Origin of the sequence: Brevundimonas intermedia, from assembly GCF_027922165.1 — a bacterium.
In the GTDB taxonomy this organism is placed as follows: Bacteria; Pseudomonadota; Alphaproteobacteria; order Caulobacterales; family Caulobacteraceae; genus Brevundimonas; species Brevundimonas intermedia.
The window spans coordinates 356,418-368,018 of sequence record NZ_BSFD01000002.1 but is presented as its reverse complement, the minus strand read 5'-3'; the positions used below and the strand labels follow the sequence as shown (position 1 = coordinate 368,018).

Annotated in this window: 14 protein-coding genes; 11 read left to right on the top strand and 3 right to left on the bottom strand. The window is 67.1% G+C overall.

Annotated features, from left to right (window positions below; genetic code table 11):
• The 6 genes from PKE72_RS04420 to PKE72_RS04395 all read left to right on the top strand — a co-directional run bounded on the left by PKE72_RS04420 (position 1) and on the right by PKE72_RS04395 (position 4,019).
• Positions 1 to 678 (top strand): hypothetical protein, encoded by a 678-nt coding sequence (locus tag PKE72_RS04420; RefSeq protein WP_271164177.1) that lies wholly within the window; start codon positions 1 to 3, stop codon positions 676 to 678.
• A complete protein-coding gene (locus tag PKE72_RS04415; RefSeq protein ID WP_271164176.1) occupies positions 678 to 1,103 on the top strand; it encodes a PDC sensor domain-containing protein in 426 nt (141 codons plus the stop codon). The genes PKE72_RS04420 and PKE72_RS04415 overlap by 1 nt, the downstream gene beginning before the upstream one ends.
• 185 nt (positions 1,104 to 1,288) lie before the next feature.
• Positions 1,289 to 1,789, top strand: a complete 501-nt coding sequence (gene ssb, locus PKE72_RS04410) for a single-stranded DNA-binding protein (RefSeq protein ID WP_271164175.1) — start codon at positions 1,289 to 1,291, stop codon at positions 1,787 to 1,789.
• A gap of 9 nt (positions 1,790 to 1,798) precedes the next feature.
• The gene (locus PKE72_RS04405) at positions 1,799 to 2,254 is read left to right on the top strand and encodes a thiol-disulfide oxidoreductase DCC family protein (protein ID WP_271164174.1); all 456 of its coding nucleotides are present in this window, start codon (positions 1,799 to 1,801) and stop codon (positions 2,252 to 2,254) included.
• On the top strand, positions 2,251 to 3,552 hold the full coding sequence (locus PKE72_RS04400) for an SDR family oxidoreductase (RefSeq protein ID WP_271164173.1): 1,302 nt from the start codon (positions 2,251 to 2,253) through the stop codon (positions 3,550 to 3,552). Before PKE72_RS04405 ends, PKE72_RS04400 begins: the two co-directional genes overlap by 4 nt.
• Complete coding sequence (locus tag PKE72_RS04395) at positions 3,549 to 4,019, top strand: DUF2269 family protein (protein ID WP_271164172.1); 471 nt, start codon at positions 3,549 to 3,551, stop codon at positions 4,017 to 4,019. Before PKE72_RS04400 ends, PKE72_RS04395 begins: the two co-directional genes overlap by 4 nt.
• Positions 4,020 to 4,021: 2 nt before the next feature.
• Here the strand turns inward: PKE72_RS04395 and PKE72_RS04390 are convergent, their stop codons facing one another.
• Entirely contained in the window at positions 4,022 to 4,402 is a 381-nt protein-coding gene (locus tag PKE72_RS04390) for a type II toxin-antitoxin system VapC family toxin (protein WP_271164171.1), read from the bottom strand.
• Entirely contained in the window at positions 4,399 to 4,677 is a 279-nt protein-coding gene (locus PKE72_RS04385) for a type II toxin-antitoxin system Phd/YefM family antitoxin (protein WP_271164170.1), read from the bottom strand. The genes PKE72_RS04390 and PKE72_RS04385 overlap by 4 nt, the downstream gene beginning before the upstream one ends.
• Positions 4,678 to 4,773: 96 nt before the next feature.
• Between PKE72_RS04385 and PKE72_RS04380 the strand changes: the two genes are divergently transcribed.
• Positions 4,774 to 5,694 (top strand): DMT family transporter, encoded by a 921-nt coding sequence (locus PKE72_RS04380; RefSeq protein ID WP_271164169.1) that lies wholly within the window; start codon positions 4,774 to 4,776, stop codon positions 5,692 to 5,694.
• A 28-nt stretch (positions 5,695 to 5,722) separates the two neighbouring features.
• Complete coding sequence (locus tag PKE72_RS04375) at positions 5,723 to 6,250, top strand: DUF1003 domain-containing protein (protein WP_271164168.1); 528 nt, start codon at positions 5,723 to 5,725, stop codon at positions 6,248 to 6,250.
• A 132-nt stretch (positions 6,251 to 6,382) separates the two neighbouring features.
• On the opposite strand, the gene PKE72_RS04370 is transcribed toward PKE72_RS04375, so the two are convergent.
• Positions 6,383 to 6,958 (bottom strand): superoxide dismutase family protein, encoded by a 576-nt coding sequence (locus PKE72_RS04370; RefSeq protein WP_271164167.1) that lies wholly within the window; start codon positions 6,956 to 6,958, stop codon positions 6,383 to 6,385.
• Positions 6,959 to 7,080: 122 nt separating this feature from the next.
• Between PKE72_RS04370 and gyrA the strand changes: the two genes are divergently transcribed.
• From gyrA to coaD, 3 genes are all read left to right on the top strand, one after another.
• On the top strand, positions 7,081 to 9,858 hold the full coding sequence (gene gyrA, locus PKE72_RS04365) for a DNA gyrase subunit A (protein ID WP_271164166.1): 2,778 nt from the start codon (positions 7,081 to 7,083) through the stop codon (positions 9,856 to 9,858).
• Between the two features lie 175 nt (positions 9,859 to 10,033).
• Positions 10,034 to 10,846, top strand: coding sequence for an aminotransferase class IV (locus PKE72_RS04360; protein WP_271164165.1), 813 nt, complete (start codon positions 10,034 to 10,036; stop codon positions 10,844 to 10,846).
• 265 nt (positions 10,847 to 11,111) lie between these two features.
• Positions 11,112 to 11,600 (top strand): pantetheine-phosphate adenylyltransferase, encoded by a 489-nt coding sequence (gene coaD, locus PKE72_RS04355; protein ID WP_271164164.1) that lies wholly within the window; start codon positions 11,112 to 11,114, stop codon positions 11,598 to 11,600.
• The last annotated feature ends 1 nt before the right edge of the window (position 11,601 follow it).

The window sequence follows — 11,601 nt, the reverse complement described above, 5'->3', positions numbered from 1 at the left end:
ATGGCCCTTCCGAACGACAATCGCGTCATCATCGCCATCGGCGCAGGTCTGGTGATCATCGCCGCCGTGGTGCTGGCCCTGATCTTCACCGGCGGCGGCGACAAGACGCCCGAGGCCCCGCCCGCCGCCAAGGGCGGGCTGACGGTCGATCTGGCCGACGCCCCTTCGCTGGAGCCGACGCGCGAGCTGCGCTGCTTCGTCGACGGTCAGTTCGTCGGCATGGCGACCCTGGCCGACTGCGCCCAGCGCAACGGTCTGGCCACCGACGCCCTCGATGTCGGCATCGACGAGACGGGGGCCCTGGCCGCCGCCCCGACCGCCGCCTTCGCCCCGCCGCCGGAACTGCCTTCCATTGAGATCGCCGAGGCCGATCCCATGCCGAGCCCCGAACCGGGCGCGGCCGCGCCCAGCAGTCCCGCGCCGGCGCCGTCGGGCGCCCAGTGCCTGCGTCACTCCGGTTCCGACTGGCGCGTCCTGTCCAGCGGCATGAGCCTGAACGCCTGCGTCCAGGCCCTGTACGCCGGAACCTGCGTCCGTCCCGGCGACGCCCAGTACGGCCGCTGGGGCGACACGACGCTGCGTCTGGTGCCGCGTCGGGTGGAACAGTCGGGCGACAACAGCCGTTTCCGCACCCTGGCGGAGCAGGACCGCAACTGCCAATTCCCGGGTCTGAACTGATGCGCGTCTTCACTGTCTCCGCCATCGCCGCCGCCGCCGTTCTGGCGGCGTGCAGCAACCAGCCCAAGTTCGAGTTCGAACCCGGCGTCTGCTATTTCGTCGCCACGCCGGACGGCGAGGCGCCGCGCCTGCAGAAGATGGGCGAAAACGTCGCCCAGATCGAACTTTGCGCCGGTCAGCTCGAGGAGATGCGTCTGCGCTTCCTGCGTATGGGCGGGTCGAACCAGGAGGTGGCGGGCGCCTATCAAGGCCGCTTCATCTTTGTCGACCGCGAGGGGGTCAAGTTCGGCAAGAGCCTGACCGGCAGCCGCTTCTTCGCCATGGCCCGTACAGGCGACGGCCGTCTGGCCATCCCCGGCGCCATGCAGCGCGACGAGACAGGGCGTCCGATCGCGATCGCGGCCCCGCCGCCCGAAACGAAATAGAGCGCCGGTCTGATCGCAGAAGAGACTTGCGTGGCGTGAACAAAGGTGGAACATTTTGTTAATCCACCGGTTTGGCGGGTCTGATGTCGAAAGCGGCTGGCGGTGACCGGCGGCGGCTCTAAGACATCCGGCTGAATTACGGAGCGGGCGAGGGACTCGCCGCTCCCTACGAGAAGGAAGTTTCCATGGCGGGCAGCGTCAACAAGGTCATTCTGGTCGGCAATCTGGGCCGCGATCCCGAAATCCGGTCCATGCCGAACGGCGACCGTATCGCCAACCTGTCGATCGCCACTTCGGAAACCTGGCGCGACAAGTCCTCGGGCGAGCGCAAGGAAAAGACCGAGTGGCACCGGGTCGTCATCTTCAACGACAACATCGTCAAGGTGGTCGAGAACTATGTGAAGAAGGGCTCGACCGTCTATATCGAGGGCGCGCTCCAGACCCGCAAATGGACCGACCAGCAGGGCGTCGAGAAATATTCGACCGAGATCGTGGTCAGCCGCTTCAAGGGTGAACTGACCATGCTGGGCGGCCGCGCGGAAGGCGGCGCCTCGCAAGGCGGCGGTTACGGCGGCGGCGGTGGTCGCGGCGACGACGACTATTCCTCGGGCTTCTCCACCGGCGGCGCCAACAAGCCGAGCGGTCCCAAGGAAAGCTACGATCTGAACGACGACATTCCGTTCTAAGATTTCGACGTGGGGCGGGGGCCTTACAGCTATCGTGAGGATCCCGCCGTCCCGGCCTTCCCGGACGACCGGTCCCTGGTCCTGTTCGACGGTGATTGCGCGCTCTGCTCCGGCTCGGCGCGCAAGATGCTGAAGGCCGACCGGGCTGGGGTGTTCCGGCTAGCCCCGACCCAGTCCGCGTTGGGACAGGCGCTGCTCGCGCATTATGGCGTGAACCCCGAAGATCCCTCCACCATGCTGCTGATCCAGGACGGGGTGGCGCGCGAGCGATCCGACGCGGTTCTGGCCATCGCCGCCCAACTGCCCGCGCCGTATCGGTGGGCGATCATCGGTCGGATCGTCCCGCAGTTCATTCGCGACCGCCTGTATGATTTCGTGGCGTGTCGCCGTCGGCGGTTTCCTGGTTCGACCTGGTGCGCCCTTCCTCCGGCGGGCGTCGATCTGAAGGATAGAGTGCTGGGATGAGCGCACGGGTTCTGGTGCTGGGCGCCAACGGCTTCATCGGCTCCCATGTCGCTGCCGCCCTGTCCGTCGAAGGCTGGCGCGTGCGCGCGGGCGCGCGGCGTGTCGCCGAACCGTCCCGTCGCGCCCCGTCCTTCGACTGGATCGCCGCCGACTTTTCGAAACTGACGACGGCCCAGGCCTGGGCGCCCTTTCTGGACGGGGTGTCGGCCGTGGTGAACTGCGTCGGCGTCCTGCAGGACGGCGGCGGCGACAGCACTTGCGCCGCTCACATCGACGGCCCCCGCGCCCTGATCGCCGCGTGCGAGGCGGCGGGCGTGTCTCGTTTGATCCACATCTCCGCCGTCGGCGCCGATGAAGCGGCCGGCACCGATTACGCCCGCACCAAGGCGCAGACCGAACGCCTGGTCGAGGACAGCGCGCTCGACTGGCTGATCCTGCGGCCGTCGCTGGTGGTGGACCGGGCGGCCTTCGGCGGCACGGGCCTGATCCGGGCGCTGGCGGCCTTCCCGCTGTTCTCACCGGTGGTGGGCGGCGACCAGACCTTCCGTCCGATCCCCCTGGGCGACCTGACCGCCGCCATTGTCGCGGCACTGCGGCCCGACGCCCCCTCGCGTCTGACCCTGGACATGCCGGGACCAGAGGCGGTGACCCTGGCCCAGACGGTGCGCCTCTATCGCGGCTGGCTCGGCTTGAAGCCGGCACCGGTGGCGCGCGTCCCGCGCGCCCTGGCCGCTCCGGCCCTGGCGGTCGGCGATCTGCTGGGGCGGTTGGGCTGGTCCTCGCCGATCCGCACCACGGCCATGCGCCAGATGGACCACGACGTCTCCGGCCAGGACAGCGGCTGGGCCGAGCGTTTGGGCGTGTCGTCGCGTGGCTTCACCCGTTTTCTGGCCGAGACCCCGGCCTCGGTCCAGGATGTCTGGCACGCCCGCCTGTGGTTCGTCCGCCCGATTTCGATCCTGACCCTGGGTCTGTTCTGGCTGATCACCGGCCTGATCAGTTTCGGGCCGGGATGGGCGGGCGCCGTCGCCATCCTGCACGAGGGCGGCTACGGCGACTGGGCCGGACCGGTGGCTGGGTGGGGCGCCCTGCTTGACGTGGTTCTGGGACTGGCCCTGTTCGTGCGACCGTGGACGGCGCGGGTGGCGATCTTCATGTGCCTGGCCACCGTCGGCTATCTGATCGCGGGCACGCTCAGCCTGCCGCACTACTGGATCGACCCCTTGGGCCCGTGGCTCAAGGTCCTGCCGATGATGGCGCTGTGCCTGTTCGTCGCTGCAACGGACGCCCGCCGATGAGCCTCTATTTCGCGCTGAAGATCATCCACATCCTGTCCGGCGCCGTGCTGTTCGGCACAGGCGCAGGCATCGCCTTCTTCATGCTGCGCGCCCACGCCACGCGTGACGCCCGCACGGTGGCGGAGGTCGGCCGCATAGTGGTCCTGGCCGATTTCGTCTTCACCACCAGCGCCGTGGTAGTCCAGCCGATCAGCGGTCTGGGCCTGATCCATCTGCAGGGTTGGTCCCTGACCAGTTCGTGGCTGCTGGCGGCCTATGGTCTGTATGTGTTCGTCGGCGTCTGCTGGCTGCCGGTCGTCTGGATCCAGTACCGGATGATGAAACTGGCCCAACAGGCGGCCGGGCAGGGGGCGCCGCTTCCCCCCGCCTATCATCGGCTGTTCCGCTGGTGGTTCGCTCTGGGCTGGCCCGCCTTCGCCGGCGTCCTGGCCATCTACTGGCTGATGGTCGCCAAGCCGACTTTCTGAGCCTACCAGACCGCCTGGTGGAAATGGCGCAGGATCACCTGGTCGGCCGTGATCAACTTCGCACCGTCGACCACGGCGTTGGCGACGATCAGCCGGTCGAACGGATCGCGCGTCCAGGCGAAACGGCAGGCGGCCTCGGATACGGCGGCGGTCGATGCGTCCGATAGCGACAGGTCGAGCCGGTCCTGAAGGTCCCGCAGCAGAAGATCGGCCGTCTTCAGCTTGACCCGGCCGATCTCGATCAGGATTTCGATCTCTACCAACACCAAGGGGGACAAACGCAAATCGCGGGCCCGCGCCAACTGCGCCTGCGCCGGGCGGCTGATCTGCCGATCCAGCCGATAGTAGAGCCAGAGGGCGACCTGGGTGTCGAGATGGGTCACTTGTCGCCGAAATCGAACTTGGTGTCCGGATCCCAGGTCCAATGGCTCTTGTTGGTGTCGATATCGTCGGGGCAGTCTTCCCAACCTTCCCGCACGCCTTGCGCCATATAGGCGTCCCAGCGTTCTTCGGGCGTCACCTTGCGTTCGACCGCCTCGGCGACCAGGGTCAGCCGCCGTCCGCCGCGCCGGATCACCAGCGGCTCGCCGGTTTCCAGCACGCTGTCGACCAGCCGGAACAGGTCCTTGCGCAGGGCGGTCAGGGTGACTTCGGTCATATGTACATGTTGGGCGTGGAGGCTGTACATGTCAATGCAACGCCTGGACACGGCATGTGAAGGGCGCTCAGGCCCGCGCCGTGCGATAGGGCGGCTATGACCGCCGTCCCCCCTGCCGCGCCGCCCGCCAAGCCTCACGCCCTGACCGGGCTCGAGATCGCCGCCATCGTCGCCATCATCGTCGTGTGGGGGGTGAATAACGCCGGGGCCAAGCTGGCGACAGAGCAACTGTCGCCCCTGCTGGTCGGGGCGATCCGGTTCGGGATCGCCACCGCCTGTCTGCTCGTCTTCGTCCGCCCGCCTTTCCCGGACTGGAAAAGCCTGACCCTGATCGTCATCTTGGGGGGACCGATCCAGTACGGTTTGGCCTACACCGCCTATTGGATGGCGACCGACGTCAGCCCCGTGACCGTGGCCAATCAGTTATGGATTCCCTTCACCACCCTATTCGCCTTCCTGATCCTGGGCGAGCGGCTCAGCAAGGCCGCCCTGATCGGCATGGGCGTGGCCTTCGTCGGCGTGGCCTGGATGACGCTGGACGCCCATGCCTTGCAGGACTGGAAGGCCATTCTGGTCGCCATCGCCGCCGGCGCCGCCTGGGGCGTGACGACCGTCGTCGCGCGACGCACCACCTCTATCCCGCCGCTGAAGATGCAGGGTCTGCTGGCGCTGGGCGCCTTCCCGGTCATGGCTTTCGGCTCGGCCGTGTTCGAACATGGGCAGTGGGAGGCGGTGAAGGCCGCCAGCCCCATGGTCTGGGCCGCGCTGCTGTGGGCGGGGATCACCTCGTCGGTTCTGGCGACGACCCTGCTGTTCTGGCTGGTGCAACGGCGCGAGGCGGGGCGGGTGACGCCCTATCTGCTGGTGACGCCGGTGGTGTCGATGCTGATCGGCTGGGGCCTGATGGGGGACGTGCTGACGCCACAGATCCTGACCGGCTCGGCCATCACCATGGGCGGGGTGGCCTTGGTCGCCCTGGCCGAACGGGGCTTGCGCGCGGGCGCCGCCAAGGCTTGATCTAGGGCCGCAGTTTCCGGAGCCGGCCATGCACACCCCCCTCGACCCCGATCATCTGTCCCGCCGCTGGCTGGGCCGCGGCCATGCTGAGTTGGACGCCGACGAACGGCAGGTGGTCGACAGCGCCGCCGCGCGCCGGCCGGTGTCGCGCGACATCAACGAGACTTTCGACGACCGCCAGAGCTTCGGCGACCGGCTGGCAGACCGCGTGGCGAGCTTCGGCGGATCCTGGACCTTCCTGATCGCCTTTGCGGCATTCCTCGGGGTTTGGACGGTTCTCAACCTGATCCTGGGCCGTCAGGCCTTCGACCCCTATCCCTTCATCTTCCTGAACCTGATGCTGTCCATGGTGGCCGCCGCCCAAGCCCCCATCATCATGATGAGCCAGAACCGTCAGGCGACGAAGGACCGGCTGGACGCCGGCAACGACTACCAGGTCAATCTGAAGGCCGAGATCGAGATCATGGCCCTGCTGGAGAAGGTGGAGCACTTGACCGCCCGCCAGCAGGAACAGACTGAAATGATCGAGCGGTTGTTGGCCGACAAGGGCCGGTGACGCCACACCTCCGTCATCCTCGGCCTTGACCCGAGGACCGGAGGTTCAGCCGCATTGCATAAGGGGCGACGCACAGCCCGACCGGCGTCCGATCCTCGGGTTAAGCCCGAGGATGACGGAGGGAGTGAGGCGTCAGCTCGCGCTCAACGCCGCGCAGGCCACCCGGTCGCCGGCGCCGCCGATGGGCTGGCTCGAGTGGTCGTCGGGATTGGCGTGGATGATGATCGCCGACCCGTCGGCGTCCCACAGCCACTGGCCCGGCCCTTCCGAGGAAATCCGCGCGCGGGTGGTGAACAGTTCGGCATTCACCTTGCCGTCGGCGCCGGCATAGACGTTCGGCAGGTCGCCGTCGTCCGGCCCCGCCGCGTTCAGCAGGCCGTGCGGCGCCTTGGGTTCGCCGTGGTTGATATGGGCGCCGGACGAGGTGAAGGGCGCGGCGCATTCGCCGGTCGCATGGATGTGGATGCCGTGCCACCCGGGCGTCAGGCCCGAGGCCTCGACCTTGATCACCAGGCCGGTCGGCCCCTGACGCAGATCGACCCGGCCGATATTGGCGCCCTGGGCGTTGATCAGAACGGCCTGTCCGGTGGCGCCGACGGGCGCCCGTTCGGCCTGCATCTGGGCCGCGTCGGCGGTCGAAGCGCAGGCCCCGATCAGGGCCAGGGGGGAGGCGAGGAGGAGGGCGGCGGCGAGGCGGTTGGCGCGCATAAGAAAAGTCCTTTCAGAGACGGGCTTTCATGGCGACGTCGCTTTGCCACCGAGGCCCTGGAATGCTAGAAATCGTCACAGCGGATCACGTTCCGATTCCGGCCGCATAAAGCCACGCTTCCTTGACCGACGACAGCTACGAAAACGCCGCAACTCCGATCGTTCCGGGAGGCGGCGGCTCCGACATTTCCACGATCACGATCGAGGACGAACTGAAGCGTTCGTACCTCGACTACGCCATGAGCGTGATCGTTTCGCGCGCCCTGCCTGACGCCCGTGACGGCCTCAAGCCGGTTCACCGTCGCATCCTGTATTCGATGCACGACCTGAACATGACGCCCGAGCGCAGCTATTCGAAATGCGCCCGCGTCGTCGGCGACGTGCTGGGCCGGTTCCACCCCCACGGCGACGCCTCGGTCTATATGGCCCTGGTGCGGATGGCTCAGCCCTTCTCGATGGGTCTGATGCTGGTCGACGGCCAGGGGAACTTCGGCTCGGTCGATGGCGATATGCCCGCCTCGATGCGTTACACCGAGGCCAAGATGGCCCCGGCCGCCGTCGCCCTGATGGCCGACATCGACAAGGACACCGTCGATTTCCAGCCCAACTACGACGAGAAGGAGCTGGAGCCCGTCGTCCTGCCGGCGCGGATTCCGAACCTGCTGGTCAATGGCGCGGGCGGCATCGCCGTCGGCATGGCGACCAATATCCCGCCGCATAATCTGGGCGAGGTCGTCGATGCGGCCCTGGCCCTGCTGGACGATCCCAACGTCACCGACGACGCCCTGCTGGACATCGTGCCCGGTCCCGACTTCCCGACCGGCGGCGAGATCATGGGCCGCACCGCGCCGCGCAACGCCCTGCGCGACGGTCGCGGCTCGGTCATCGTGCGCGGTCGCGCCTCGGTCGAAGAGATCCGCAAGGATCGCGAAGCCATCGTCGTCACCGAACTGCCGTTCCAGGTCAACAAACAGACCCTGATCGAACGCATCGCCGAAATGGTGCGCGAAAAGCGTCTGGAAGGCATCTCCGACGTCCGCGACGAATCCGACCGCCAGGGCATGCGGATCGTCATCGAGCTGAAGCGCGACGCCTCGGGCGACGTCATCCTGAACCAGCTGTGGCGCTATACGGCGATGCAGAGCTCGTTCGGCGTCAATATGTTGGCGCTGAACCACGGCCGGCCCGAGCAGATGGGCCTGCGCGACCTGCTGCAGATCTTCCTCGACTTCCGCGAGGAAGTCGTCGTTCGCCGCGTCAAGTTCGAGCTGAACAAGGCGCGCGACCGCGGCCACGTCCTGGTCGGTCTGGCCGTCGCCGTCGCCAATATCGACGAGGTCATCCACATCATCCGCTCCTCGGCCGATCCGACCGAGGCGCGCGAACGCCTGCAGGCCAAGCCCTGGCCGGTCGGCGACATGATGGCCCTGGTCGAGCTGATCGCCGACCCCCGCAGCGTCGTCATCAACGGCGACAGCCTGCAACTGACCGACGAACAGGCCCGCGCCATCCTGGCCCTCACCCTGTCGCGCCTGACCGGCCTGGGCCGTGACGACATCTTCGGCGAGGCGAACGGCCTGGCCGACACCATCCAGGGCCACCTGACCATCCTGTCGGACCGCAAGAACGTCCTGGCCATCATTCGCGAAGACCTAATCGACGTAAAGGCCAAGTTCGCCGTGCCGCGTCGCACCCTGATCGGGGAAGGCGACGGCGAGATGGAGGACGAGGACCTGATCCCGCGCGAGGACATGGTCGTCACCGTCACCCACGGCGGCTACGTCAAGCGCGTCGCCCTGAACGCCTATCGGACCCAGCATCGCGGTGGCAAGGGCCGTTCGGGCATGTCGATGAAGGACGAGGACGCCATCACCGGCGTGTTCAGCGCCTCGACCCACACCCCGGTCCTGTTCTTCGCCACTAACGGCAAGGCCTACAAGCTGAAGACCTGGCGCCTGCCGCTGGGCAATCCGCAGTCGCGCGGCAAGGCCTTCGTCAACCTGCTGCCCATCGAGCCGGGCGACAGCATCATGAACGTCCTGCCCCTGCCCGAGGACGAGACGACCTGGGGCGACTATGACATCATGTTCGCCACCAGCTCGGGCGACGTGCGCCGCAACAAGCTGTCGGACTTCGCCACGGTCAACCGCGCCGGCAAGATCGCCATGAAGCTGGAAGGCGACGACCGCATGGTCGGCGTCGGCCTGTGCACCGCCGATGACGACGTGCTGCTGACCACGGCGCTGGGCCGGGCGATCCGGTTCAAGGCCGATGACGTGCGCGTGTTCAAGGGCCGGGATTCGACCGGCGTCCGGGGCGTGCGCCTGCAAGACGGCGACGAGGTCATCTCCATGGCCATCCTGGGCCGCGTCGATGCGACGCCGGAGGAACGTTCGGCCTACGTCAAACACGCCAACGCCATGCGCAAGGCCCTGGCCGGCGCGGAGGCGGAAGAGGATGTCGCGGCTCCGGCTGAAGCCGAGGACGAGGTCGCGGACGCCGCCCTGACGGTCGAACGGATCGCCGAACTGGGCGCCGCCGAACAGTTCATCCTGACGGTCACCGAGACCGGCTTCGGCAAGCGATCCTCGGCCTATGAGTATCGCCGCACCGGCCGCGGCGGGCAGGGCCTTACGGCCCACGGCCTGGGCGGTCGTGCAGGCACGCGCCTGGCGGCGGCCTTCCCGGTCGAGGAAACCGACGACCTGCTGCTGGTCACCTCGGGCGGTCAGATGATCCGCACTCGCATTGATCAGGTCCGCATCGTCGGCCGCTCCAGCCAGGGCGTCACCATCTTCCGCACCGGCAAGGACGAAAAGGTCGTCTCGGTCGAACGCCTGCCGGAAAGCGGCGGTTCGGATGAGGCGGACGTCGCGAGTGAAGAGGGCGGCGAGGACTGAGTTCACACCCTCTCCCAGCGGGAGAGGGCTTGAGCGCACGGCGGCGAAGCCGTTGTCCTTGCGCGAAAGGGTGAGGGGCGCGGTGGTGCGAACTGGCCCACCGGCGGACCCCTCATCCGGCCCTTCGGGCCACCTTCTCCCGCAAGGGGAGAAGGGAAGAAAGAGGGGAGCGGCCATGACGTCTGAAATCCTGATCGACGGCCTCCCCGCCACCCCTGACGACCTGGCCCACCAGGCCCTGGTCAACTACGGCGCCTACACCTCATTTCGCGTCGAGAACGGCGCCGTCCGGGGCCTCGACCTGCATCTCGCCCGTCTGGACCTGGCCGCCGTCGAACTGTTCGGCGAAAGCCCCGGCGAGGCCGAGTTCCGGCGTCTATTGGCGCGCGCTGTCGAGGGACGGGACAAGGCCTGGATGCGGGTCAGCCTGTTCTCGCCCGAGATCGGCCATCGCAACCCGTCCTTCGTCGGGCGGCCCAAGGTGATGACCGTCGTCTCGCCGCCCCCGCCGCCGTTGGCCGCCCAAATGCGGGTGACGGCCGTCAATTACGAACGCGAGCCGGCGCACCTGAAACATGTCGCCACCTTCGGCGCCACGCGCTCCCGCCGCACCGTGCGCGCGGCGGGCTTCGACGACGCCCTGTTCGTCGATGATCAGGGCCATGTGTCCGAGGGCGTGACCTGGAATATCGGCTTCATCCAGGGTGACCGCATCATCTGGCCCCAGGCGCCGATGCTGGCGGGCGTCACCCAAGTCCTGATCGAGCGAGGCTTAGCCGGCCTGGGCCTATCGTCGCAGACCCGCCCGGTGCATCTTTCGGAAATCGCAGGCTTCGATGGCGCTTTCCTTTGCAACAGCGCCACGCCGGCCTGTCCCATCACGGCCGTTGACGACACGGTTTTCGCCGTTGATCCGACCGTGATGACGGCGATCGAAACCGCCTGGGCCGCCAATGATCCGCTGCCTTTGACAGTCCAGCACGCCTAATTCGTCAAGAAAAATCCAGTAAAATCAAATCCGTTGTTAGCAGATTCAGCAATCGGCGCGCCTGGGTTTACGGCGGGTGTAAGGTTGCTCAATGACCAATGTGACGCCAAAATCCGCCCCGCCGTCTTACCCGCCTGCTTTGGCGCTTTTGGCGCCTTGTCACCCTGTTTTTACGACACGTCACTACGCCAACCGGCTGCTAGGCCGAACCTTTCGCACCTGCTAAGTCACCCGAACAGCGGGCGACAGGCTGGGGAGACACGCCATGCGCATCGGACTCTATCCGGGCACCTTCGATCCAGTGACCAACGGTCACACCGACATCATCAAGCGGGCGCTGAAGCTGGTGGACCGCGTGGTCATCGGCGTGGCTCAGAACGACGACAAGGGGCCGTTGTTCACCACGGTCGAGCGGGTCGAGATGCTGCAGGCGGAGGTCGCGGGTCTGGGCGGCGACATCGTGGTCCAGCCCTTCTCGACCCTGCTGATGCATTTCGCGGAAGAGCTGAACGCTAATGTCATCATTCGCGGTTTGCGCGCGGTCGCCGATTTCGAATACGAGTTTCAGATGACGGCCATGAACCAGCGCCTCAATCAGGACATCGAGACGGTATTCCTGATGGCCGATCCCCGGCATCAGGCCATCGCCTCGCGGTTGGTCAAGGAAATCGCCCGTCTGGACGGCGCGATCGACAGTTTCGTCAGCCCCGCCATCGCCGCGCGCGTACGGGACAAGGTCAAGAACAGAGGATGAG